Source organism: Flavobacterium denitrificans DSM 15936 (genome assembly GCF_000425445.1).
GTDB lineage: Bacteria > Bacteroidota > Bacteroidia > Flavobacteriales > Flavobacteriaceae > Flavobacterium > Flavobacterium denitrificans.
Genome location: NZ_AUDL01000004.1, coordinates 370,159 through 395,943, shown reverse-complemented (window position 1 = coordinate 395,943; position 25,785 = coordinate 370,159). Strand labels below are relative to the sequence as shown.

Below are 25,785 nucleotides of genomic sequence, written 5' to 3'. Positions count from 1 at the left end.
TATAGTATAATCCCAAAATGCATCGATTTTGATAAATTTCAATCCACTAGAACTATTTCAGACAAAAGGAAAAATCAAGAAAGTTTTCAGAGAAGCAAAAGCTTCTTATTTGAACCGAATTCGTTTTGCCGTTGGAATGTTTTATTTCGGAATGGGATTAAGTTTTGCAACTTGGGCAAGTCGAATTCCAGATATTAAAACCGCACTGCACTTAACCGAAGGCGACTTGGGATCGATACTTTTTGCCTTGCCAATGGGACAATTGGTCATTATGCCTTTTTCTGGAAAAATGGTAACCAAATTTGGAAGCCATCGCGTTTTAGTTTTCTCTCTAATTATGTATGTTTTGTGTCTGGTCAATTTAGGTCTGGCAACAACAGCGCTTCAATTGTCATTGGGTTTGTTTTTATTTGGATTATTTGGAAACTTAGCCAATATTGCTGTAAATACACAAGGTGTTTATACCGAAGTACTTTTTAGAAAAACAATCATGTCTTCGTTTCACGGAATGTGGAGTTTTGCTGGTTTTACCGGTGCTTTGGTTGGCCTCGGAATGTTAGCTTTAAATTTATCGCCATTGCATCACTTTATGATTGTAGCTGGTATAGTGCTTTTAATGATTGTATTTAATTTTAAATTTTTAGTCAAAGCCAAAGAAAAGAAAATCAAGAATAAAGGCGAGAAGAAAAAATTATTTACAAAACCAGACAGCGCTTTAATTTGGCTCGGCGTCATCGGATTTTGCAGCATGGCTAGCGAAGGCGTAATGTTTGACTGGAGCGGCGTTTATTTTAAAGATATTGTAAAAGCTCCCGGGCCGTTGGTAATTTTGGGATATACTTCATTCATGATTATGATGGCGAGCGGAAGATTTTTAGGTGATGGATTAATCAATAAATTTGGGCGCGAGCGTGTCATGCAGATAAGCGGTGTTATGATTTCTGCCGGATTATTTACGGCTGTTTTTCTTCCTTATTTAATTCCGTGTACCATTGCTTTTATGGCAGTTGGTTTGGGCGTGGCGACTATAGTTCCTACAGTTTACAGTATGGCGGGAAAAAACCCGACAGTTCCACCAGGTGAAGCTTTAACTATAGTTTCAAGTGTAAGTTTCTTAGGATTTTTAATGGGACCTCCTGTTATTGGTCATATTGCTGAGAATTTTGGACTTCAATTCTCTTTTGCTTTTATCGGAATCTTTGGAGTTCTGATTGCTTTTATGGTTTCTAAAATTAGAACTACGGCTTAAAAATAGGGCCAAAAAAACCAAAAAATAGACAAATCTATTGAATTAATTTCAAATTTCAATCAAAACATTAGTAAGAAAATATTTATATTTTTAAATATTTTCTTTACATTTGAATTTCATGATTTAAGAAATTAAATCCATTTACTTTTCCAAAAACCAATTTTATCTTTTGAATAGGATGAAAATCCTAAAACAATTTTCAGAAATAAATTGGAATTTAATGATAAAAAAATACTTCGGGTTTTTACTTCTATGCTCTTTTAATTTTGCCTTTGCACAAGAAACAATTTTTAGAGGGATTGTAATTGATGCTAAAACGCAAAATCCTCTCGAGAATGTTGTGGTTACAATTCAAAATACTTCCATAACAAAACTTACTTCAAAAACGGGTCAATTTGAACTGCATTCTGCTGTAAACGGAGAACAATTGCTGTTGATTCATAGTCAAGGTTTCAAAGATTTGCTTCTTAAAATTCGATCTAATTTTGGACAGATCGTTTATCTCGGAACACTGCAATTAGAAGATTTATATTCCGATGAAACCCCGGCCGCATTAATCACGCTTTTAGATACCGATTTGTCTGATGATAGCAGTTCGTCTGAAATGACTTCAGGACTTTTACAGTCTTCGAAAGATGCTTTTATGCAAGCTTCTGCTTTTAATTGGGGTCAAGCCCGATTTAAAGTTCGTGGTTTGGACAGTGAAAACGGAACTATGATGCTCAACGGCATGACGATGAATAAAATCTATGACGGACGGCCACAATGGAATAACTGGGGAGGTTTAAATAATATACTCAGAAATCAGGAATTTTCAGTAGGCGCAGCTGTTTCAAATTATACTTTTGGAGGAGTTTTAGGAACACAGCAAATTGCTACGCGAGCTTCTTTATACAGAAAAGGAGCCCAACTTACCTTTTCAGGAAGCAATTCAGCCTACACTTGGCGTGCCATAGGAACTTATGCTTCGGGAATGAACGCTTCGGGTTGGGCGTATGCCGTTTCTGCAGGAAAAAGATATGCGGAAGTTGGTTATTTTGAAGGAACGAATTTTAATGCAGATTCCTTTTTTATAAGTGTTGAGAAGAAATTAAACAGTAGACAATCACTTAATTTTACTGGGTTTTACACGCCAAATTCCCGTGGAAAAAATTCGCCAAATACGGATGAATCAATCGGTTTAATGGGTGAAAAATACAATTCGTATTGGGGATTTCAAAATGGTAAAAAACGAAATGCAAGGGTAAAAAATATTGAAGAGCCACTCTTGATGCTGAATCATTATTTTAGGATTGATGAAAAAAACAATCTGAATTCAGGAATAATGTATCAGTTTGGAAAAGTTGGAAATAGCAATATTGATTATCAAAATGCCAACAGTCCGGATCCCGTTTATTACCGAAAAATGCCAAGTTATTTCAGTTCTCTTTACGCCAAAGACCACGGCGAATTTTTAGGAGATTTTATGCCAGATTATGAAAATGCCGAAAAAAGTAAAGTGGCATTTTTAGCAGATCCTCAAATTGATTGGAACGCCATGTATTTGGCAAATCAAAAACCGGGTCAAAATGGTTATGAACCAGCACAAAGTCATTATGTTCTTTATGAAGACAGAACTGACGACAAAACTTTTGCATTCAATTCAACTTTAAATTCTCAGATAAACTCAAATCTTTCTTTTGATGGAGGAATCGTTTATCGGAATTTGAAATCACACAATTTTCAGTATTTACTAGATCTTCTTGGCGGAGAATATTTTGAAGATATTGATCCGTTTTACAAAGGAAATTTGGCACAATCTGATTTACTTCATCCAGATCGACAAGTAAAAGAAGGCGATATTTACGGTTATAATTATAATTTTTTAGCCAATACAATTGATGTTTTTTCACAGTTTAAATTTGCTTATAATAAAACCGAATTTTTTCTCGGGCAGTCATATTCGATTTCTAATTATCAGCGTGAAGGATTATATCAAAACGGAATTTATGCGAAGAATTCTCTAGGAAAAAGCAACAAAGTAACTTTTGAGGATTTTGGTTTTAAAGGTGGATTCACTTATAAAATTTCGGGCAGACAATGGTTTTTTGTTAATGCTGAACATATTACCAGAGCGCCTTCTTTGCGAAATACATTTTCAAATTCACGATTAAATAATAGCATAGTGAACGAAATTGAAAGTGAAAATGTAAGCAGTGCCGAAGCGAATTATGTTTATCGTTCACCAAAACTCAAATTGCGTTTTACAGCTTATTACACTTTGATAAAAAACACTTCTAAAACTTCTTTCTTTTACGCCGAAGGAATATTTGATAAAGGTATCGGCTATGATCCAACAGATGCTTTTGTTAGTCAGACTTTAACAAAGTTGGACAAGAAAAATACAGGAACAGAGTTGAGTTTTGAATATCAAATTTCGCCAACTTTCAAAACAACTTTTTCTGCGGCTTACGGCAATTTTATCTACAGCAGCAATCCAAATGTTTCGATTACAAATGATGCAAACGCATCTAGAGATGATCCTCAGACCATTTTTGATTTTGGACGTGCTTATCTTAAAAATTATAAACAAGCAGGTACGCCACAACAAGCGTATTCATTAGGTTTAGAATATCGTGATCCCAAGTTTTGGTGGTTGAGCGCGAATATAAATTATTTGACAGATAATTATATTGATGTTTCCCCAATTTCGAGAACATCCCAATTTTATATTAATCCAGTAAATGGATTTCCGTTTCCCGAAGCCACTTCTGAACGAGGAAATGAATTGTTGAAACAGGAAAAGTTTAATCCTGTAACCTTGCTTAATCTCAACGGAGGAAAATCTTGGCGTGTTCACAAAAAATATATCGCACTTTTTGCGAGCGTTAATAATGCATTGAATTTAGTATATAAAACTGGCGGTTTTGAACAAGCGCGGAATGCTAATTTCAGAGCATTGAATCAAGATATTTCGAGTGGAACGCCATCGTTTGGGCCAAAATATTATTACGGTTCCGGCCGAACTTATTTTCTAAATCTTACCCTAGGTTTATAATCTGAAAATTTATTTCTCATGAAAAAATTGCTTTTGTTTGTTATTTTATCGTTCGTTTTCTGTAGTTGTAGTTCGGAAATTGAAACTCCAAAATTAGTTTGCACACAGCCAGATTTTACAGCAAATAAAACTGTAGAAAAAGTCTATGAGCTTTCAAGCACAACGGCAAAACAATATACTTATGATGATATTGTTGAAGCTTATGTTGTCTCGAGTGATGAAGGCGGAAATTTTTTTAAAACCATCTCATTTCAGACAAAAGCTTCTGAGGAAAATTCAGCAATAGGATTTAGTGTTCCTATTGATGCTTCAAATACTTACATAGATTATAGGCTAGGAAACAAAGTTTACATAAAGCTTAAAAACCAATTTACCGATTTGTATTACGGCGGATTAAGAATTGGAGATTTATATGTAAGCAATGCAGGTGATCCTACAGTTGGAAGAATTTCGCAAAATGAAATAAAAAGTGTTTTGAATGCGTCTTGCACAATTATAGATGAAAATCAATTGGTCGAATCGCTTTCTATCGAAAAAGCATTAAATGACTCAAAATTAAATACTTTGATTGAGCTCAATAATGTTGAATTTACTGAAGAAGCATTGGGGCGTCATTATTTTGAAGAAAGTAATAATGTTGGCGGTTCGACGAATTGGAATTTAAGAGACAATACAGGAAATCAGATTATTTTTAGAACTAGTAGTTATGCCAAATTTGCTGATCACTTTGTGCCTGAAGGAAGTGGAAAAGTTCGTGGAATTTTAACCAAGTTTGGATCGGATTATCAGTTTATGGTCCGGTTTGAAAGTGATATTGAAATGAAAGGAAAAAGGAACACTCCATTTTTTGCCGAAGACTTTCAGTCCGTCAAAAACAATGTGAATTTTGCACTTCCGGGATGGAGTAATATCGTTGAAAAAGCTACAAAACTTTGGAAAAGTATGGTGTATTCAGGAAATGGATATGCTGAGTTTAATACCACAAGTACAACCGCTGCTGAGAATATTGCTTGGCTGATTTCGCCAAAAATTAATTTAACAGGTTATAAAAATGCGGTATTATCTTTTAGAAGTGCACAGCATGATTTAAAACTAGATTCTGCTTTGAATACTTTAGAGGTTTATGTGTCAACAAACTTTGACGGTTCAAACATAGCTAAAGCAAAATGGGCAAAATTAGAAGCAAAGGTCCCGTCGCTCGCCACGCCAACCCGACAATTTATAAGTTCGGGTGGAATAGATTTATCAGCTTACACAGGAAATATCAATATTGCATTTCGATATGTTGGCTCTGGAAAAGATAAAACGCTAAATGGCGCATTTATGGTTGATGATGTGAAGATTTTTGGTGAAAAATAGGCGATTATTTTTTTGATTTTGGAGAGGGAAAATTAAAAAGTAATTTGTTTTTTGAGATTTAAATTATTGGAATTTGTCAGAATTTTGTATTTTGGTCATCCCAAATTGAAACTAAGAACAAAATGAAAACCTACTTTATCGCCATCTTATTGATGGTATTCCCTTTCTTGATGCACAGTCAAGACGCTCCGGTTAAATTAAAGCAAATCAACATTGTAAAAACAAATTACCAAAATTCAAAAGATGGTGAAATTGTAAACAAAACAATTGTTTTTAAAGACGGAAAAATTGAAACCATTACAACTTCAGATGTTGTGCAGCATTTTTTTTATAACACAAAAGGTTTGTTGGATAAAACTGTAAAAGACAAAGTTGGAAGTGATTGGAAAGAAGCCGTGAATTATACGTATGATGCAGATAACAACATCATTAAGTTTGTAAAAAAATATCAAGAAGGATCTGACTATATTACAAAAGTAGTCACTTTTTTTTATGAAGGAGCAAGAGTAAAAGTAACGACTAAAAAGAGTACCAATCACCAGAATCTTGTTGATGATATTGAATATATTGTGGAGAACGGAATCATTGTGAGACGTACTTCTCGCGACAGAAATAAACAGATTATTGGCAAAATCGAGTATGTTTATGTAAATGATAATGTTTCAAAACACAAAGGTTTGGTTGGCGATAAAATCTCTAAATCATTTACTTATGATGATAAAAAATCGGTGGATCAGCTAATTGTTCAAAGCCTTTTTGGAGATAATTATAAAGTAATTGTTCCGATGATTTCGTATCATGAAGAGGAATTTCCGTTTGAGTCGATTTCATATAATAATGAAATGAATTTTAGTCCGTCTTCTACAGCTTTAGTAGCAGTAAGCAGAAAGTATAAATACAACAAATTGAATTTTCCAATTTCATGTTCTCAGATTGAAGAAAACGGGATTGTAAAAACTGAAAAAACATTTATTTACGAATAAACTGTTTTTGACAAAAATTTTGAAACCATTTATAAATCAAGTTTTATTGCTTGATTTATAAATGGTTTATTTTTTGAATTGAATTTAAAATTGAAATTCTATAATTGTAAGTAGTATACAAATGATTAAATTTGTAGCTTATTTTAAGATATGTTAGAGAAAGAAGTTATAAATTTTGAGAAAACGGCCATTGTTGGTATCGTAACTCAAAACCAAAGTGAAGAAAAACTTAACGAATATTTAGACGAATTAGAGTTTTTGACTTTTACTGCTGGCGGTGAAGTTATTAAACGCTTTTCGCAAAAAATGGAACGCCCGAATCCGAAGACTTTTGTTGGTACAGGAAAAATAGACGAAATCAATCTTTTTGTAAAAGAGAACGGAATATCGACAGTTATTTTTGATGATGAATTAACGCCTTCACAGCAAAAAAATATCTCAAGAATTATTGATGCAAAAATCTTAGACAGAACCAACTTGATCTTAGATATTTTTGCGCAAAGAGCCGAAACGTCTTATGCAAGAACACAGGTTGAACTTGCACAATGTATCTATTTATTACCAAGACTTTCCGGTTTATGGACACACCTTGAACGTCAAAAAGGGGGTATTGGTATGCGTGGTCCTGGAGAAACGGAGATTGAAACGGACAGACGTATTGTTCGTGACCGAATTTCGTTATTGAAAGATAAAATCAAAACGATCGACAAACAAATGAGTATTCAGCGAAGCAATCGCGGAGCAATGGTTCGTGTGGCATTGGTTGGTTACACAAACGTAGGGAAATCGACTTTGATGAATGCAGTTGGTAAAAGTGAAGTTTTTGTTGAGAATAAATTGTTTGCGACTTTAGATACAACAGTTCGAAAAGTGGTCATAAAAAATCTCCCATTTTTGTTGTCGGATACTGTTGGATTTATTAGAAAATTGCCAACGCAATTAGTAGATTCTTTTAAAAGCACATTGGATGAGGTTCGTGAAGCTGATTTATTACTACATGTGGTAGATATTTCGCATCCGGATTTTGAAGATCATATTGAATCTGTAAATCAGATTCTGCAGGATATTAAAGCGCATGAAAAACCGGTTATTATGGTTTTCAATAAAATCGATGCCTACAAACATTTGACTATTGACGAAGATGATTTGATCACCGAAAGAACCAGAAAACACTGGACACTGGACGAATGGAAACAGACATGGATGAGTAATGTTGGTCAGGATAAAACATTATTTATTTCGGCGACACAAAAACAAAATTTTGAGGAATTTAGAGAAATGGTTTACGAAGCGGTTCGCCAGATTCATATCACGAGATTTCCATATAATAAGTTTTTGTATCCAGATTATAAGGATGCAATTGAAAAAGAAGAGGAATAAAATAGAAACGGTTTTTGAATTATTTCAAAAGCCGTTTTTTTAAATTTGGCTGTTTTATTTTATATCTTTGTTAGAATGAGTAAGAATTTATATATAATTGCAGGTTGTAATTGAGCCGGCAAAACAACAGCATCCTTTACAATATTACCCGAAATATTAGATTGTAAAGAATTTGTCAATGCTGATGAAATTGCTAAAGGACTCTCTCCATTTCAGCCGGAAAAAGTTGCTTTTGAAGCGGGTAGAATTATGCTTCACAGAATAAATGAACTTTTGATTAATAATGAAGTTTTTGCTTTTGAAACGACTCTTGCAACTAAAAGTTATAAATCTAAAGTGAAAATTGCTCAAGAGAAAAAGTATAAAGTAGTGCTTTTGTTTTTTTGGTTGCAAGATGTTGACCTAGCAATGGAAAGAGTAAAAACAAGAGTGAAGGAAGGTGGTCATAACATTGAAAATGATGTAATTAAACGTCGATATGTAAATGGAATAGTAAATTTATTTAATATATATTTGCCGATAGTTGACGAGGCCATGATTTTTGATAATTCATTTGGGAAACCTGAATTAATTGCACAAAAAATGTTGGATACTGAGATTGATATAATCAACGAAATTAAATACGATAGACTTAAAAAGTTTTACAATGAAAACATATAAAAGATCAGCTACTCAAACTAAAATTTTAGATTCAATGGATCTTGTTTATGAAAAATTAATTGAGTTCAAAAAGAAAAACAACAGTGACTTAGTTGTTATGAAAGATGGTAAAGTGGTAAAAATAAAACCTCAATCATTATAAAAGAAACGGTTTTTGAATTATTTCAAAAGCCGTTTTTTATTTGCCACAGATTAAGGGATTTAAAAGCATTTTTTATAATCTTAATAATCCATTAATCTATGGCGTTTTTTCCAACTGTTTAAAAAAAGCCAATTGTTTGAATCTAGCCCCGATGGAGGCGTTATCCTTGCTTGCCCGAGAGGGCAACAGCGAGATATAGCCGAGAGCGGGAAACCATGTTTGTTGAAATGCCTTTTGTGTGGCTTCTGATCATTAGAATCCGAAGTTAATTCCCATACCGAAAACCTCTCTGGTTTGAAATCCTTGGAATGCATTGTCGTCATAAATCGTTTGGAATGAAAAATTTGCAGACAGAAATTTATTCACTTTCATGACAATGTTTAACGAATAATTGATGTCTACATTTTGTGGATCTTCTAAATAATTGGAATATAAATTCAACGTATTTTCAGCAGTTACATTGGTCATAATGGCCAGTTTGTAATAGACCGAAGCATAGAATCCGAGTTCGTATCGCATGCTTTTGCCGGCATCGACACCAAAATAATATCCGTCAGGATAAGGCAGGCCTGTTGCCGGATCGATAGCGGTCGTGTAGGCTTTGTCTACAAATGTGAATTTTGAGGTTAGTGGCGCAAAATTTATTTTGAGATTTTCATCTTTTGACCAGTAAATACCTGGACCTGTTGTTAAGTAACCCGGAGACATGAATTTAGTATTTTCAGTCCTGATTTCTTTTCCGTTTGCGTCTTGTCCGTAAATGTATCCGGTTGTAAATTGTGTTCTGAAGTTCAGGAAATAAGAGTAGTACCATTCTCCAAATGCTCTTTTACCGACAACTGAATTGAATTCAAAACGGTCATCGGTTTTCTTTTCGAAATCGGCATTTTTGGTTTGCAGTAAACCGTAATAAGCGAGAACTTTATTGTCCCAAGTAATGTCGTCTTTTTTGTAGTTGAAATCATAATTGATTCCGAGTGTTCCTGAGAAGCTGTCTTCACCTCCGGCGATCCAGTTATTGAAGCTTGACTGATTTAACAAAAGTGACACAGTTCCTTTTGCTTTCCAGCCTTCTTCTTCAATTGTATCATTGATTTTTTTGACGGCTTTTTCGGTATTTTGCGCTAGTTCTTTTTCTGTATTTTGGGCTTGTACAAAAGTAAGATTCGCTAAAACGAAGAGTAATAATAGGATCTTTCTCATGGTGTTTAGTTTAAGTGCATAGTCAAATATACTAAAAACCAATGAGATGTGAAGGTGTAGCCGATCGTTATTGAAGCTTATTTCTTGGATTCTTTGTATAAAGGCACTGCAGAGCATGCTTCGCCATACATGATGCTTCTTGCAAATGGCTGTAAATAAGTTGTGGCTAAAATATAAGCACGCATGGGAACAGGTTTTCTTGAACAGCCTTTTACAATAACGGGCTTACTTTTGTAAGCCGAATAATCTATGTTTTTTAAGATTTCTTCGTATAAACTAGCGTCTAAATCCTCTATCGTTCCGTTAACTACTTTTTTAGCAAAGGGCGCTAAATGAACACTTACTAAAATCAAGGCCCAAGCCGGAATAATGGCGTCTGTACTGCAATGTACCGCCACATATTGATCTTGATATTGCGACCAATCGTGATTTTTAAGATGTTCTCTAAAGTCTTTTTCTTTCAATAAAAATCCTTCCAAAAGCCATTGCGAAATGTCAATCTGGGTACGGATTCCTTTTGGATAATAATCCTCAAGATCAAAAACTTCTAAAGCACTATTGGCAACTTTATTGATGATTTCTTCCATTCTTTAAGTCTTAAAGTCGAAGGTCGAAAGTCATAAAGTCTTTTTACTTTCGACTTTATGACTTTCAACTTTATGACTAATTATTTTAATTCTTAAAGTCGAATGTCAAAAGTCATAAAGCTCTTAACTTTTAGACTTTCGACTTTTGACTTTACGACTAAATTAAAGCATTCCTAATTCTAACTTCGCTTCTTCGCTCATTAAATCTTTGCTCCAAGGCGGATCAAAAGTAATTTCTACGTCAACATCTTTAATGTTTTCGATTGTTTTTACTTTTTCTTCCACTTCTCTTGGTAAACTTTCCGCCACCGGGCAGTTTGGAGATGTTAATGTCATTAGGATTTTCACTTCGTAATCTGTGTTTACCATTACGTCGTAAATTAATCCTAATTCATAAATATCTACAGGAATCTCAGGATCGTAAATTCCTTTTAAAACTCTTACGATTGATTCTCCTAATTCGTTTGTGTCTATTTCTTGTTCCATTTTTATTTTTTGTTTTTACCATTAAGATATTAAGAAAATTAAGTTTTGCAGTACACTTAATTCTCTTCTAATTGCCAAGAAAATTAAGCTTAAAGCTTTATGAACCTTAATGCCTTAATGGTTTAAATTTTTTAATTTTTGTTTTTAGCATCAAAAGCCAAAGCGTACATTTTGATGTTTTTTATCATCGAAACCAAACCATTGGCTCGTGTTGCTGATAAATGTTCTTTCAAACCAATTTCGTCAATAAAATCAGTATCTGCATTTATGATATCAGATGCTTTTTGGTTGGAGAAAGCGCGAATTAAAATCGCGATTATTCCTTTGGTCAAAATCGCGTCGCTATCTGCTGTGAAAACAATTTTATCGTCGTTTTGTTCGCCTTGCAACCAAACTTTCGATTGGCAACCTTTGATTAAATTCTCGTCGGTTTTGTATTCTTCTTTAATTAACGGAAGACTTTTTCCTAGTTCGATGATGTACTCATAACGTTGCATCCAGTCGTCGAACATTGAAAATTCGTCTATTATTTCGTTTTGAATTTCTTTTATTGTCATAATTATTCTTTAGCAAAATCAACCAGCAAATTTACCAGTTTTTCTATTTCCTTTGGCGGAAAACCATTGTCAAAACCTTTGGTTTCGTAGGTTTTTTGATTTTGAGTTATTTTTAAATTTCCAATTGCGGCGCCGTCATAAAAACGTTTTTCTGTCGGAGCTTTCAAGTTTGGAATATTTTCTAAATTTATTTTCGAAAATTCAGCTACAATTTGTTTCCATTTTGCATCGTCGATTTTCTTTTCTACAGGTTGTGCGTTTCTACCGTTGGTAACTGTCACTGTTTTATTTTGAACAATTATCTTTTTAAAAAGACCTCTTGAAACAGCTGAATATTCAATTTGTGTTGAAGTCATATCTGCATTTTTTTGACTGGAACAGCTTGTTCCAATAAAAATCGTTAAGAGCAATAAAGATAATAGTCTCATATTTTTTTAGCTTAGCATTGTTTGCGCTTTCTTAACCGCTTCAACCATTTGATCGATTTCTTCTTTAGTATTATAGAAAGAAAACGAAGCACGAATCGTTCCCGGAATACAGAAGAAATTCATAATGGGCTGTGCACAATGATGTCCGGTTCTAACCGCAATTCCTAATTTATCGATAATCGAACCAATATCATAAGGGTGAATTCCATCAATATTAAATGAAACTACCGATGCTTTATTTTTTCCGGTTCCGTAGATTCTCAAACCTTCAATTTCTAGTAAACGTTTTGTCGCGTATTCTAAAAGTTCGTGTTCGTATTCTTGAATATTTTCGAAACCAATATTGTTTAGATAATCAATTGCAGTTCCTAAAACAATTCCGCCAGCGATATTTGGAGTTCCAGCTTCAAATTTATGCGGAAGATCAGCGTAAGTTGTTTTTTCGAAAGTCACTTCTTTGATCATCTCGCCACCACCCTGATAAGGAGGAAGTTTGTTCAGCCATTCTTCTTTTCCGTAAAGAATTCCTGTTCCAGTTGGACCGCACATTTTATGTCCTGAAAAAGCATAAAAATCACAATCTAATTCCTGGACATTTGGTTTTAAATGCGGAACAGCCTGCGCGCCGTCAATCAAAACTGCAGAACCAACAGCATGTGCTTTGTCAATAATATATTTAATCGGATTAATGATTCCGAGTGCGTTTGAAATATGATTTACCGTAACGACTTTTGTTTTTTCTGAAAGAAGTTTATCAAATTCTTCCAAAATCAATTCGCCATTTTCGTTCATCGGAATCACTTTTAAAGTAGCTCCGGTTTTTTCGCATAACATTTGCCAAGGCACAATATTACTGTGATGTTCCAATGAAGAAACAATTACTTCGTCGCCCGGTTTTAAAATTGAAGCAAAACCGTTTGTCACCAAATTGATTCCGTGCGTCGTTCCCGAAGTAAAAAGCACTTCGTGAGCATGTTTTGCATTAATATGTTCTTTGACTTTGCCACGAGAAATTTCGTAAGCGTCAGTAGCTAATTGGCTTAAAGTGTGAACGCCACGGTGAATATTGGCGTTGATTTCCTGATAATATTTTACTTCAGCATCAATCACAATTTGTGGTTTTTGCGAAGTGGCTCCGTTGTCGAAATATACTAAAGGTTTTCCGTTTACAGTTTGTGAAAGTATCGGAAAATCAGCTCTTATTTTTTGAATATCTAGCATGTCTTATTTAGAAAAAATCTATTTACAAAAGTACTAAAACTAAATTTGTTTATACAGGAATTCTATAATTTCCTTTTATGGCGTAATTGCGAGATGGCGTAATTGCTGATTCTTTAAAAAACTAATCGGTTTTCTGCATTATCCAAATTGTATTTGTGATTTGAGTTACAATATCGTGACCATAAATTATTTATATTGCGATAAAAATATCTGACATTGCTATGAAAAAATTTCTCAAAGTACTGGCGCTTGCCCTTGTTCTTGCCTTTTTGTATTTCGGATTTACAACTTATCCGAAACTTGATTTGATTTCTGGTTTTTCTGCCAAGAGTGTTGCCTCGGGACATTTTATGGATCATCGCTCTTTAGATTTAATTCAGAAAACCGATAATGATATTCATTTATTAGATCTCGCAACAAATACAATTAACGATGCCGGAAAATTTGCTACATCGGCGGTTTATGGTTTGAAAGAAAGAAAAGCGATTTACAGAGATGGTTTGGGTGCTTTATTAATTAATGATGATTATGATATTTCAAAACCGTATTTGCTTCCGAAAAGAACAAAATTAGAGAACAATCTTCCTTTTCCGTACGGAAATAACGAACCAAAAGATACCGCTTTCGCGAATGTGGATTATGCAAAATTGAAAAAAGCAATTGATGATTCATTTGATAAAGATGGCGGAAAAGCAAAACGCACGCGCGCCGTTGTTGTTTTATATAAAGACAAATTAATCGGAGAAAAATACGATACGGGATTTAATAAAAACAGTAAAATTCTGGGTTGGTCGATGACTAAAAGTATCACAAGTTCGGCTTTTGGCGTTTTAGCTAAACAAGGAAAAATTGATATTTACAAACCAGCTCCAATTAAAGAATGGCAAAATGATGAACGTAAAAATATTACGGTTAACGATTTGCTTCACATGAATTCTGGTTTAGAATGGGAAGAAAATTACAGTACGATTTGTGATGCCACACAAATGCTTTTTCAATCTGAAGATATGGGAAAAGTGCAAATGGATAAACCGGCGAAATATAAACCAAACACACATTGGTATTATTCGTCAGGAACAACCAATTTATTATCCCGAATTTTAAGAAGCCAATTTAAAACACAACAAGAATATCTTGACTTTTGGTACAGCGCTGTAATCGACAAAATCGGAATGAACTCGATGATTGTTGAGCAAGATATGAGCGGAACTTTCGTAGGCTCGTCTTACGGATGGGCAACGCCAAGAGATTGGTCAAAATTTGGGTTATTATATTTAAGAAAAGGAAACTGGAATGGGGAACAAATATTGGATGAAAGCTGGGTAAAATACACATCAACACCAACCAATACTTCTGAAGGGAAATATGGAGCGCAATTTTGGTTAAATTCCGGAGGGAAATTCCCGGATGTTCCGCGTGATATGTTTTATTGCAGTGGTTATCAAGGTCAAATGGTGGCGATTATTCCGTCTTTGGATATGGTAATTGTGAGAATGGGAGTAAAGGAAGAAGAACCTGGATTTGATTTTAATGGGTTTTTGAAAGGGATTATTGAAAGTGTGAAGAAATAAAAATTGTTCCCTTCCTGCAAGGTTTCCAAAACCTTGTAGGTATAGAAACGTAAATAATACCTACAAGGTTTTGGAAACCTTGCAGGAGTAGCAAACAAAAAAACCGATAAACTTTAAAAGCTTATCGGTTTTTTTATTGTTATAATTTAGAATTTTTTACAAATCAAATCCTAAATTCACGCCCAATTTCATGGCAATGATTTTAGTAATTCTTTGTTTTAGTTCTGGTATTTTGATGCTTTCGATAACGGCATTTGAGAATGCGTACATCAATAAAGCTTTAGCTTCTTTTTTCGGGATTCCACGAGATTGCATGTAGAACATTGCTGTTTCGTCAAGCTGACCAACAGTGCATCCGTGAGAACATTTTACGTCATCGGCAAAAATCTCTAATTGTGGTTTTGCATTGATTGTAGCTTTGTCACTCAATAAAATATTGTTGCTTTTTTGGAAAGCATTTGTTTTTTGAGCTTCTTTTTCTACCAAAACTTTTCCGTTGAAAACTCCTGTTGAACGATCAGAAAAAATTCCTTTATAATCCTGGAAACTTTCGCAATTTGGCGTTGCGTGGTTTACCAAAGTATAATGATCAACGTGCTGTTTATCATTTAAGATCGAAATTCCGTTTAGCGTACTTGTTAATCTTTCTCCGAAATGGTAAAAGTTTAAGTTGTTACGTGTCAAGTTTCCTCCAAATGAGAAAGTGTGAACAGAAGCGTGACTTTCCTGCTGTTGAGAAACGTAAGTGTTGTCAATTAAATTCGCTTCGCTATTGTCGTTTTGAATTTTGTAATAATCGACAATCGCGCGTTTTTGAGTAAAAATCTCAGTAACAGAGTTTGTTAAAACTGGATTTTCATTCAAACTTTGATGACGCTCAATAATCTGAACATGTGAATTTTCGCCCACAATAACCAAATTTCTTGGCTGAACCATTAAAGCTGCTTCATTTCCAGTTGAGAAATACATAATCTCAATTGGTTTGTCAGCTACTTTTTTCTTTGGAATATTGATAAAAGCACCTTCCATTGCAAAAGCAGTATTCAATGAAGTCAAACTATCATCTTTGCTTGCAATTTGATTGAAGTATGTATCAATAACCATTTTATATTTTGGTTTGGTCAATGCCGATGACATCAAACAAACATCGATTCCGTCATGCGTTGTAGAAGACAAATGCGAACTGAAAACGCCATCGATAAATACTAATTTGTAAGTATCAATTTCGTGTAAAAAGTATTTTTTTACCTGATTGAATTCGATTGCATTTTCTTGCTTTGGAAAAACCGTAAAGTCATTTTTTAAGATGGCATTTAGCGATGTATATTTCCAAGCTTCTTCTTTTTTGGTTGGGAAACCTTTATTTTCGAAGTTTTTTAAAGCATTTGTGCGTATGTCGTGTAAATCTGAATGTACATCGACACGCTCTTCAAAAGCCATAAAAGACGATACTAATTTTTCTTTTAAATCCATTGTTCTTTTTAGTCTTAAAGTCGAAAGTCGAAAGTCGAAAGACTTTGGATTGTCGACTGTTTTTGCCAAAAGGTTAAAAATTTAAAGTAATAAAGTTTATTGCTTTATTCCTTTCGACTTTATGACTTTGGGCTCAAATATTTAATGAAACCGCTTAATAATTTCGATATTTCTGTTATCGATTCTAAAAGCATTTCAAATTCTTCTTTTATAATATATTCTAAATCAAAAGCTAAATATAATTGAGATCTTACTTCTCCTGCTGAAGCTTTGGCAACATATAAAAAGTAAATAAACTCTTTGTCTGTATTTCTCTCAAAGCCTTCCGCTATATTAGATGATATAGAAAGTGATGCACGTCTAATTTGTCTAACAAAATCAAAGTCTTTTTTGAAATTAGAATTTTCAGTAATCAAATATATTTTCTTATTGAAGATTCGAGATTTTTGCCAAGAATTTATTTCCTCAAAAGATTTGAACTTACTCATCCTGTATTTCCGACTTTATAACTTTCGACTTTCGACTTTATGACTGACTAATTCTCTGCTTTAATCCAGTCGTATCCTTTTTCTTCTAATTCGTAAGCCAATTCTTTTCCTCCAGATTTTACGATTCTTCCGTTGTAAAGAACGTGAACGAAATCAGGAACGATATAATCTAGCAAACGTTGGTAGTGGGTGATAACAATGATTGCGTTTTTGTCGCTTTTTAATTTGTTTACACCATTTGCAACGATTCTTAAAGCGTCGATATCAAGACCAGAATCGGTTTCGTCAAGGATCGCTAATTTTGGCTCAAGCATTGCCATTTGAAAGATTTCGTTTCTTTTTTTCTCTCCTCCGGAAAAACCTTCATTTAAAGAACGAGATAAAAATTTACGGTCGATTTCTAATAATTCAGATTTCTCACGAATTACTTTCAACATTTCGTTAGCCGGCATTTCTTCTTGTCCGTTTGCTTTACGAGTTTCGTTGATAGCTGTTTTCATGAAGTTAGTAACGCTAACTCCAGGAATTTCTACCGGATATTGAAAAGAAAGGAAAACACCTTTATGTGCTCTTTCTTCTGGAGCTAGATCAGCAAGATCTTCTCCGTCAAGAATAACTTCTCCGTCTGTAACTTCGTAGTTTTCGTTTCCCGCAATAACAGCAGAAAGTGTACTTTTTCCAGAACCGTTTGGTCCCATGATAGCGTGAACTTCTCCAGCTTTAACTTCTATATTAATTCCTTTCAGGATTTCTTTATCACCAATCGCGGCGTGAAGGTTTTTTATTGATAACATTGTTTTTTATTTTATATAAATGTCAATTCTATTTTTGTTGTTTGGTTTAGGATGTTGGCATTAAAATGCGCGTGTCCTAAATATTCCATGCCTAAATAATCGGCAGATTTTTGAAACGGGATGTAAAAACTGTCTTCGATTTCATTATCGTGTGAATTTGTAATCACTCCAATTTTCTTTCCTCTTAGCTTTCTTCCGGTTTCTTTTTCAATTCGGATTAAATCTGAAATCCTGTCGAAAAAGACCTTCATAATACCGCTCATATTGTACCAATAAACCGGCGTTGCAAAAAGTAAGGTGTCGTACTCTTCCAGTATTCTTCTTATTAAAGGAAGAAAATCATCGTCTATATTTTTGCTTTCGTAATCGTAATACGAAATATTGTAATCACTTAAATTCACTACTTCAATGTGATGCTCCTTAGAAATTTCATCCACAATTTTTGTTGTGTTTCCATTTTTTCGGGATGAACCTAAAATGATGACTTTTTTATTTTCCATTAATACCTATTCGTAATGTCCTTTCAATGAAAGAATATTTAGTATTTCTATATTGCTTTCTTCTGTTATTCTGTAAATAATTCTATGCTCCTTATCAATTCTTCTTGACCATCTTCCAGATAATTCATATTTTAATTGTTCTGGTTTTCCAAGTCCTTCATAAGGATGAAGTAAAATGTCTTCAATTAAACTTGTGATCTTTTTCATTATTGATTTGTTTCCGGACTTCTTCCAAAAAAGAATATCTTTTTGTGCCTTTTCAGAATAAATTATTTCCACAAATCCTCAACTTTTATTTTAACTCCTTTTCCTTCTTCAATACTTTTTTCAGCATTAAGAATTTCTTTTACAAATTCTGGATTATATGGTTTCTCTGTTTCTTCAATAATTTCAAAACCAAGAGATTTTGCCAGCGATTTTAAAACCGGAAAATCTTTTTTCTTTACATTTTTTAAGATGATATCCATAATTGTGCTTTTTATTATCCTACAGAACCTTCTAAAGAAATCTCTAATAATTTTTGCGCTTCAACCGCAAATTCCATTGGCAATTTGTTCAATACATCTTTACTGAAACCGTTTACAATTAAGGCAATCGCTTTTTCAGTCGGGATACCTCTTTGGTTGCAATAAAAAACCTGATCTTCTCCAATTTTACTTGTCGTTGCTTCGTGCTCAATTTTAGCCGATGGATTTTTACTTTCGATATAAGGGAAAGTATGTGCACCACAATTGTTCCCCATTAAAAGAGAATCACATTGCGAAAAGTTTCTTGCATTCTCCGCTCTTGGCGAAATCTGCACTAAACCACGGTAACTGTTTTGTGATTTTCCAGCCGAAATACCTTTAGAAATAATAGTCGATTTAGTGTTTTTGCCTAAATGAATCATTTTAGTTCCGGTATCCGCTTGTTGGAAATTATTGGTAACGGCAATTGAATAAAATTCTCCTACTGAATTATCTCCTTTAAGAACACAAGAAGGATATTTCCAAGTGACAGCAGAACCCGTTTCAACCTGTGTCCAAGAAATTTTAGCGTTTGTTTCACATAAACCTCTTTTGGTTACGAAGTTGTAAACTCCACCTTTTCCTTCTTTGTTTCCAGGGAACCAGTTTTGAACTGTAGAATATTTAATTTCAGCATCATCCAAAGCGATTAATTCAACCACAGCAGCGTGCAATTGATTTTCGTCACGGCTTGGAGCAGTACATCCTTCAAGGTAAGAAACGTAACTTCCTTCATCTGCAATAACAAGAGTTCTTTCGAATTGTCCAGTTCCTGCCTGATTGATTCTGAAATACGTTGAAAGTTCCATCGGACATTTAACGCCTTTTGGAATATAACAGAAACTTCCGTCAGAGAAAACCGCTGAGTTTAATGCTGCGTAGAAGTTGTCTTTTTGAGGTACAACAGTTCCTAAATATTTTTTTACTAATTCAGGATGTTCTTTGATAGCTTCAGAAATTGGACAGAAAATAATTCCTTTTTCCGCCAATGTTTTCTTGAAAGTTGTTGCTACAGAAACAGAATCGACAACAATATCCATAGCGACATTGTTCATCATTTTTTGTTCGTCAACAGAAATCCCCAATTTTTTGTACATCTCTAATAATTCCGGATCAACATCGTCCAAAGTTTTGTTAGGATCTACTTGTTTTGGAGCTGAATAATAAGAAATCGCCTGAAAGTCTGGTTTTTCATAACGAACATTTGCCCATTCTGGCTCGATCATTTCTTTCCAGGCACGGAAAGCCTCGATGCGCCATTCGGTCATCCATTCAGGTTCTTCTTTTTTAAGCGAAATAGCTCTCACGATGTCTTCGTTTAAGCCAATAGGGAAAGTCTCAGATTCTATATTGGTATAAAATCCGTACTCATATTCTTTAGTTTCCAGTTCGATTTTTAAATCGTCTTCGGTGTATTTGCTCATTATATTTTAATGTTGTCTTAAAAAATTTAAAGTCATAAAGTCTGAAAGTAAATTTAGAGTCTTTGAAGGCTTTGTGACTTTCGGCTTTTGACTATAGAGAAAATGATTCTCCGCAACCGCAAGTTCTGCTTGCGTTTGGATTATTGAAAACAAAACCTTTTCCATTCAATCCGCCTGAAAATTCAAGAATTGTTCCGGCTAAATACAGGAATGATTTTTTTTCAACTGCAATTTGTATATCGTTATCTACGAATATCTTGTCATCATCGCCTTTGGTTTTGTCAAATTTCAAATCGTATGACAAACCAGAGCATCCGCCACTTTTCACTCCAACACGTACGTAGTCGTGAGCGGCATCAAAACCATCATCAGTCATCAGGTCGATGATTTTCTTTTTGGCTGTATCAGAAACTTTTATCATTGTTTTTATGGTATTTATCTTTTTCAACATTCCTTTAATATTTATTAAAAAGTAATTAAATTATTACATTTTAAAGTGCTGTCTGTCAATGTTGAAATGAAATTGTCTGCAAAGATACGACTTAAAAACCTTTTTCCATAACGCTTCACATTATTATAACAAATGTTAAAATAGATAGAAGTTATTTTCATGTTTAAAAATATAGGAAAGTGCCCATATTCTTTAGGAAATAAAAAGAAACTTACAAATTCAAGGGCTGTTTGTTGCTAAATTATTAAAGAGGATGTAAAAAACGTTAAATTCCCGTATTTATACCTATTTAAAGTTGGTAATTTTTGGTATTTTTGCAGTAAATTATGAGTATTTATGAAAAAAAATCACAAAGACGGCTGGATTAAGGTACTTTTTGGAATAATTTTTATATTTGGAATAGGAGCTACTTATTTAACTTTTAGCAACGAACCAAACAGCCTCATAGAAGAGCCTTCTGCTAATCGACTAGAGCTTATTGGCCCTGAAAGGGAGTCTATTGATCAAAAAAATATATTGGACTCTTTGAATAATTTGAAGCTGGCTTATGATGTTGCCATTTTCGAAAAAACCGCACTTTCTCAAGAATTGGAACTTGAAAAAAAGAATATTGAGAATTTGATGGAAATTATAAAAGCGTCAAAAAATCCGTCGATCGAACAAATCAAGATTTATCGAAAACAACTTTCAGATTTAAAAATTTCATTAGATGCCAAAGTAAAAGAGATCAAAAAACTAAAGTCTCAAAACAAAAATTTGCTAAGCGAAATTGAAAGCCAAAATGTGGTTATGTACAAGCAAAAAGCAGAGAATGATACCTTGATTTCAAAGCAAAAAAAATTGGAGTCGACTTTAAAAGATGCTTCGAAACTTTCTTTAGGTAATTTCAAAGTGATCGCTCTTCATGAAAAAAGCTCTGGCAAAGAACAGGAAACTACCAAAGCAAAAAATACCGAAAAGTTGAAAATTAGTTTTTCTGTAAACGGAAGTTCGATTGCAAAAACTGGAAAGAGAGTTTATTATATTCAGGTTTTGGATCAAAAAAATACTGTTTTAGGAGAAAACAAACTAATAGAGTTTGGCAACGACAAAGCGCTTGTTTACAGTTTTTTGGTTGGTGTTGATTACCAAGGTAAAATGGCAAATGTTTATGGTGTTTTAAATAATGACGTAAGCAAATTTAAAAAAGGCACTTATTTCGTGAATTTTTTCGACAAGCAGGAAATAATGGGCAGTTCTTCGATTACTCTAGAATAGTTTTTTAAGTTTTGTGTTGAATTTCTAGTTTAAGGAAGTTGGATTTCCTAGCTTTGTTTGCATACTAGAAATTAATTTTATGAAACTTTATCCAATAGAATCTGGAAATTTTAAGTTAGATGGAGGCGCTATGTTTGGCGTAGTTCCTAAAACAATCTGGAATAAAACGAATCCAGCTGATGCCAATAATTTAATTGATATTGCGGCGCGTTGTTTGCTTGTTGAAGATGGAAATCGCCTGATTTTGATTGATACAGGAATGGGCGATAAGCAGTCGGAGAAATTTTTTGGATATTATTCACTTTGGGGTTCGCATTCTATAGATAAATCGTTGGCAAAATATGGTTTCCATCGAGACGATATTACTGATGTTTTTATGACGCATCTGCATTTTGACCATTGTGGTGGAAGTGTTCAATGGAATTCTGATAAAACGGGATACGAACCGGCTTTTAAGAATGCAAAATTTTGGACAAATGAAAATCATTGGGAATGGGCCATAAAGCCAAATCTTCGTGAAAAAGCATCTTTTCTTTCAGAGAATATTTTACCAATGCAAGAAAGCGGTCAATTGAATTTTGTTGATCGACCAAAAACGGATTTTGGCTTCTCTAGCGAATTAGGTTTCGATATTTATTATGTCGATGGTCATACCGAAAAACAAATGATTCCATATATTAGGTATAAAGATAAAACGATAGTATTTTGTGCTGATTTATTGGCTACCGCAGGACATATTCCGCTTCCTTATGTAATGGGTTACGATACAAGACCTTTGCTGACCATGCCTGAAAAAGCAAAATTGCTAAACGCTGCAGCCGATCAAAATTATTATTTATTCTTAGAGCATGATGCTCACAATCAAATCATCACAGTTGAACATACTGAAAAAGGTGTTCGATTAAAGGATGTATTCACTTGCGAAGATATTTTTTAAAAAACTAAAAACATAAATTAGTAAACCTGTTTTTTTTTTAGAAAAAAGACAGGTTTTCTTTATGAGATTGATTAGGAAAAAACTGCAACGAATTGATTTAAAAGTAAGTTTTTTATCGTTAATAATCAAATAAGAAAATTCTTGTATTGTTCACTGTGCCAAAGTATAAGAATGTGTGAAATTTAACACAATCTTCTTTAGTTGATAGTCATATAAAGTTGTTTTTTAGAAATATTATAAATAGGTTTGTGCATCAAAATTTATTAATAATTAACCTATGAAAAAATTTATTGTTTTTGTTTTATTAATGTCTGTTTTTAGCTCCAAAGCTCAGAAAGTAGACCTTGATCGCTTTTATTTTGGCGTGAATTATCAAATTCTTCCTAAGGAATATGTTCCGTTTGAAAAAAGAACTTTTTCGTCAAGAGTAAAATTAGGCTCAGCATTGTATAGTTATGTAAATCCAGAAACTGCAAATGAAAAGGTTTATATAACAGGCTGGAAAAAAGTTGAAGAAAATGGTACTGTTGATATCGAACTTAACTTAGAAGATTTTGTTGAGAGAGGTGTTTCACCTAAATCAAGAGTTGAAGATGAGAAAAGAGATAAAGATGGTAAAGTTACATCGCCTCGAAAAGTTTTTTATTGGGTAGAAGCAACTTATGCGACAAGAGGTTATGCCAAAGTAAAAGGTCCGGTTACTGCGGCACCAGTTTCGGATAAACAAATCGAAGCAGATAAAGCAAAACAAGCAGCAGTGGCAAGCAATAGATTTTTGAAAAACGCAGTTGTGAAAAAAGATTCTACAGCATCAAATGAAGGCTTTAATGTTAATTTCAATGGAGAATTAAAATACACTTCAAAAGAAACTTTAGATCCATCAGCATCTATGAAAGAGTTTAACATAAACAGAACAGCTATTAAAGAACAAACTTTAAGAGATTTTGCCAATAATTCATTGAATACTTTTGGTAATAATATTGATAGAGTTTATGGCTTTAAACCTAAAAGCGATAACGAAATTCTATGGATTTTGGATGCGAAAAGCGACGAAGGAAAAACTCAGATCGAAGCAATTCAGGCTGTTAAGTCTTTATTTGCAACCATGAAAGCCGATGAGCCAATTGATGACTTGAAATCTAATATGCAGCCTCTTATCGAGTATTTTGATTCATTGAAAACAAAATATGCTGAGGACAACAAGGCTTCGCGCAAAATGAGATATTCAGCTTATTATAATCTAGCAGTAATTTACCTTATGTTGGATCAGCCTGAAAAAACTATCGCTGAATCTGAAAAATTAATCGCTAACGATTATGATAAGAGCGACGGAAAAGCATTAATTGAAAGAGCAAATAATTTGATTGCAAGCTTTAAGACATCAAAATTAAATACTACACATAACCCAGCCCTAAAATAAAAAACCATGAAGAAAATCACACAAGTTGTTTTATTGTTAATGCTTACAGGAATCAATCAGGTTGCCATTGGTCAAACCTCAGGTTGGTTTGGTAAAACAGTACTACAGAATCAATTGAATTTACGCGGACCTGTACCTCCAACAAATCTTGAATACGGAAAATACAAATCATACGAGATGATTTTAGATCTTGCACCTGGTTTGGAAAGCAGTATGAATAACAGAAAAATTCCTTATTCAGCAGAAAAATATTATGAGGCTTTTTCAATTTCTGGTTTGAAAAAACAAAAAGAAGGTGACTTTAAAGTAAAATATAATTTAACTCGTTTTGAACTTGTAAATGATGAAGATTATGTGCAAAATACCTATCAAAAAGCGCCTGCATATTACATTGGTTTAGAATCTAATCTTGAAATTACCGACAAGAATGGTAAAGTAATTTATAAAAGATATACAACTCCTAAAGTTTGTATGTATGTTATAAATCCATCTGAAACGTACGATAATTTGACTTATAAAATATTGACTGACAATTTCTACAGCATGCTTGAAGAATTTGAAGGATTCTATTTGTATGGACCTAAGATTACAAAATTGAAATATGCTGAGCTTGAAAAGAAGAAAAAATCAAAATCGACATTCAATTTAGATGAATTTAATCAGTCACTTGCGGTTATGCCAACTTTAGTTGATGTAGATAGAGAAAACTGGGGAGGTTTATTTGGAGAAGCTCAAACATATTGGAAAGAACTGGTTAATTTTCAAGATAAAGACGATGAAGATTTGGCTAAAAAAATCAGATTTGCTGCCAACTATAATTTAGCAGCAACATACATTCTTTTAGGAAATGTAGAAGAAGCTGCTAAATATTTGCCTGGAGTAAAAGAAAATGAAAAAAGTTTTTTAGGTTTAAGAAATGATTTTCCTTACATGACAACCTTAATTGAAGATGTTGATAAGTACAAAAAACTTACTGAAAAAGCATTTACTATTGAGGCAATTCCTCAAGAGCCAGTTTTGCCTTCATACAAAAAAGCAGCAACAGCATTTAGATATGCTGAATTTCCAGGAGAAGTTTTAGATACAGATTCTAAAGTTTGGAAAGGTAAAGTTAGAGTTATCAGCGATTATCCGGAGTTGGTAGATTTAAGAACAGAGCAAACTGTATCTGGATTAAGATCGATGATGGATGGAATTGGTTCTGAAAAAAGCAGTGTTTACATTTATGTTGAAGGACAGAAAAAACCAGAAAGAACGAATTTGAAAAAAATCGTTAATATTAAAGATGAAGAAGGAAGAATTTACATCATAGGTAAAACAGGTAGAGGAGTTTCTGCAATTTCTTTTGGAGACACGCCACCAACAAGTTCAAAAAGATATTCAATGTTTGAAGAAGTTAAAAAAGGCGGAAAAGTTTCTTTGTACCACGAATTCTTCCCACAAGATGCTTATACTTTGAAAAAATCAGTTGAAGACGAATTTTTCTCTCCTCCAATTTTCTTAGGAAGAAGAAAAGCCTTGAAAGAGTATTTCTCTGATTGTCCTAAAATGATCGAGAACATCGAGAAAGGAGCTTACGATTTTGAAAATAAAGAAACTTATATCAAAATGTTTGACGATTATACTGCATTATGCGGTAATTCATAATTTACTTTTTAAATTACAATTTGAA

At 33.5% G+C, this 25,785-nt stretch carries 25 protein-coding genes and 1 pseudogene; 12 read left to right on the top strand and 14 right to left on the bottom strand.

From position 1 onward, the window contains the following. Positions 1 to 28 precede the first annotated feature (28 nt). The 7 genes and pseudogenes from H600_RS0101735 (at position 29) to H600_RS23020 (ending at position 8,810) form a co-directional block, all read left to right on the top strand. Positions 29 to 1,249, top strand: coding sequence for an MFS transporter (locus tag H600_RS0101735; protein ID WP_026727166.1), 1,221 nt, complete (start codon positions 29 to 31; stop codon positions 1,247 to 1,249). Positions 1,250 to 1,469: 220 nt separating this feature from the next. Further along, on the top strand, positions 1,470 to 4,286 hold the full coding sequence (locus H600_RS0101730; RefSeq protein ID WP_026727165.1) for a carboxypeptidase-like regulatory domain-containing protein: 2,817 nt from the start codon (positions 1,470 to 1,472) through the stop codon (positions 4,284 to 4,286). 18 nt (positions 4,287 to 4,304) lie between these two features. Next, positions 4,305 to 5,645, top strand: coding sequence for a DUF5689 domain-containing protein (locus H600_RS0101725; RefSeq protein ID WP_026727164.1), 1,341 nt, complete (start codon positions 4,305 to 4,307; stop codon positions 5,643 to 5,645). 122 nt (positions 5,646 to 5,767) lie between these two features. After that, on the top strand, positions 5,768 to 6,628 hold the full coding sequence (locus H600_RS0101720; RefSeq protein ID WP_026727163.1) for a hypothetical protein: 861 nt from the start codon (positions 5,768 to 5,770) through the stop codon (positions 6,626 to 6,628). A gap of 150 nt (positions 6,629 to 6,778) precedes the next feature. Continuing rightward, on the top strand, positions 6,779 to 8,008 hold the full coding sequence (hflX, locus tag H600_RS0101715) for a GTPase HflX (RefSeq protein ID WP_026727162.1): 1,230 nt from the start codon (positions 6,779 to 6,781) through the stop codon (positions 8,006 to 8,008). Positions 8,009 to 8,083: 75 nt separating this feature from the next. Continuing rightward, positions 8,084 to 8,668: pseudogene (locus H600_RS21760) on the top strand (ATPase). Then, the gene (locus H600_RS23020) at positions 8,655 to 8,810 is read left to right on the top strand and encodes a hypothetical protein (RefSeq protein ID WP_167330289.1); all 156 of its coding nucleotides are present in this window, start codon (positions 8,655 to 8,657) and stop codon (positions 8,808 to 8,810) included. Before H600_RS21760 ends, H600_RS23020 begins: the two are co-directional and overlap by 14 nt. A gap of 252 nt (positions 8,811 to 9,062) precedes the next feature. Here the strand turns inward: H600_RS23020 and H600_RS0101700 are convergent, their stop codons facing one another. The 6 genes from H600_RS0101700 to H600_RS0101675 form a co-directional block, all read right to left on the bottom strand. Then, positions 9,063 to 10,013, bottom strand: a complete 951-nt coding sequence (locus H600_RS0101700) for a DUF3078 domain-containing protein (protein ID WP_026727161.1) — start codon at positions 10,011 to 10,013, stop codon at positions 9,063 to 9,065. Positions 10,014 to 10,090: 77 nt separating this feature from the next. Then, on the bottom strand, positions 10,091 to 10,600 hold the full coding sequence (locus H600_RS0101695) for a DUF2480 family protein (RefSeq protein ID WP_026727160.1): 510 nt from the start codon (positions 10,598 to 10,600) through the stop codon (positions 10,091 to 10,093). A 162-nt stretch (positions 10,601 to 10,762) separates the two neighbouring features. Next, positions 10,763 to 11,086: an SUF system Fe-S cluster assembly protein gene (locus H600_RS0101690; RefSeq protein ID WP_012023258.1), complete on the bottom strand. Its 324-nt coding sequence runs from the start codon at positions 11,084 to 11,086 to the stop codon at positions 10,763 to 10,765. 131 nt (positions 11,087 to 11,217) lie between these two features. Next, a complete protein-coding gene (locus tag H600_RS0101685; protein ID WP_026727159.1) occupies positions 11,218 to 11,643 on the bottom strand; it encodes a SufE family protein in 426 nt (141 codons plus the stop codon). Positions 11,644 to 11,645: 2 nt separating this feature from the next. Then, the gene (locus H600_RS0101680; RefSeq protein WP_026727158.1) at positions 11,646 to 12,071 is read right to left on the bottom strand and encodes a protein kinase family protein; all 426 of its coding nucleotides are present in this window, start codon (positions 12,069 to 12,071) and stop codon (positions 11,646 to 11,648) included. 6 nt (positions 12,072 to 12,077) lie between these two features. Further along, the gene (locus H600_RS0101675; protein WP_026727157.1) at positions 12,078 to 13,292 is read right to left on the bottom strand and encodes an aminotransferase class V-fold PLP-dependent enzyme; all 1,215 of its coding nucleotides are present in this window, start codon (positions 13,290 to 13,292) and stop codon (positions 12,078 to 12,080) included. A gap of 221 nt (positions 13,293 to 13,513) precedes the next feature. On the opposite strand from H600_RS0101675, the gene H600_RS0101670 reads away from it, so the two are divergent. Next, positions 13,514 to 14,863, top strand: coding sequence for a serine hydrolase domain-containing protein (locus H600_RS0101670; protein ID WP_026727156.1), 1,350 nt, complete (start codon positions 13,514 to 13,516; stop codon positions 14,861 to 14,863). 156 nt (positions 14,864 to 15,019) lie between these two features. Here H600_RS0101670 and sufD read toward each other — a convergent pair whose 3' ends face one another. The 8 genes from sufD to H600_RS0101630 all read right to left on the bottom strand — a co-directional run bounded on the left by sufD (position 15,020) and on the right by H600_RS0101630 (position 20,469). Beyond that, positions 15,020 to 16,336: a Fe-S cluster assembly protein SufD gene (gene sufD / locus H600_RS0101665; protein WP_026727155.1), complete on the bottom strand. Its 1,317-nt coding sequence runs from the start codon at positions 16,334 to 16,336 to the stop codon at positions 15,020 to 15,022. A gap of 119 nt (positions 16,337 to 16,455) precedes the next feature. Beyond that, entirely contained in the window at positions 16,456 to 16,824 is a 369-nt protein-coding gene (locus tag H600_RS0101660; RefSeq protein WP_012023264.1) for a four helix bundle protein, read from the bottom strand. Positions 16,825 to 16,871: 47 nt separating this feature from the next. Continuing rightward, the gene (gene sufC, locus H600_RS0101655) at positions 16,872 to 17,618 is read right to left on the bottom strand and encodes a Fe-S cluster assembly ATPase SufC (RefSeq protein ID WP_008466070.1); all 747 of its coding nucleotides are present in this window, start codon (positions 17,616 to 17,618) and stop codon (positions 16,872 to 16,874) included. Positions 17,619 to 17,629: 11 nt separating this feature from the next. Beyond that, positions 17,630 to 18,118 carry a flavodoxin family protein gene (locus H600_RS0101650; RefSeq protein WP_026727154.1) on the bottom strand — a complete coding sequence of 163 codons (489 nt, stop codon included), beginning with the start codon at positions 18,116 to 18,118 and terminating at the stop codon, positions 17,630 to 17,632. Between the two features lie 6 nt (positions 18,119 to 18,124). Further along, positions 18,125 to 18,397 (bottom strand): Txe/YoeB family addiction module toxin, encoded by a 273-nt coding sequence (locus tag H600_RS0101645; RefSeq protein ID WP_026727153.1) that lies wholly within the window; start codon positions 18,395 to 18,397, stop codon positions 18,125 to 18,127. Further along, complete coding sequence (locus H600_RS0101640) at positions 18,388 to 18,585, bottom strand: DUF2683 family protein (RefSeq protein WP_026727152.1); 198 nt, start codon at positions 18,583 to 18,585, stop codon at positions 18,388 to 18,390. Before H600_RS0101640 ends, H600_RS0101645 begins: the two co-directional genes overlap by 10 nt. Before the next feature lie 14 nt (positions 18,586 to 18,599). Then, positions 18,600 to 20,048, bottom strand: coding sequence for a Fe-S cluster assembly protein SufB (gene sufB, locus H600_RS0101635; RefSeq protein WP_026727151.1), 1,449 nt, complete (start codon positions 20,046 to 20,048; stop codon positions 18,600 to 18,602). Between the two features lie 91 nt (positions 20,049 to 20,139). Next, on the bottom strand, positions 20,140 to 20,469 hold the full coding sequence (locus H600_RS0101630; protein ID WP_026727150.1) for a HesB/IscA family protein: 330 nt from the start codon (positions 20,467 to 20,469) through the stop codon (positions 20,140 to 20,142). A 366-nt stretch (positions 20,470 to 20,835) separates the two neighbouring features. On the opposite strand from H600_RS0101630, the gene H600_RS0101625 reads away from it, so the two are divergent. The 4 genes from H600_RS0101625 (at position 20,836) to H600_RS0101610 (ending at position 25,760) form a co-directional block, all read left to right on the top strand. Next, complete coding sequence (locus tag H600_RS0101625) at positions 20,836 to 21,756, top strand: hypothetical protein (protein WP_026727149.1); 921 nt, start codon at positions 20,836 to 20,838, stop codon at positions 21,754 to 21,756. Positions 21,757 to 21,835: 79 nt separating this feature from the next. Next, a complete protein-coding gene (locus tag H600_RS0101620; protein WP_026727148.1) occupies positions 21,836 to 22,693 on the top strand; it encodes an MBL fold metallo-hydrolase in 858 nt (285 codons plus the stop codon). 277 nt (positions 22,694 to 22,970) lie between these two features. Next, positions 22,971 to 24,113, top strand: a complete 1,143-nt coding sequence (locus tag H600_RS0101615) for a hypothetical protein (RefSeq protein WP_026727147.1) — start codon at positions 22,971 to 22,973, stop codon at positions 24,111 to 24,113. A 6-nt stretch (positions 24,114 to 24,119) separates the two neighbouring features. Continuing rightward, positions 24,120 to 25,760, top strand: a complete 1,641-nt coding sequence (locus H600_RS0101610; RefSeq protein ID WP_026727146.1) for a hypothetical protein — start codon at positions 24,120 to 24,122, stop codon at positions 25,758 to 25,760. Positions 25,761 to 25,785: the final 25 nt, after the last annotated feature.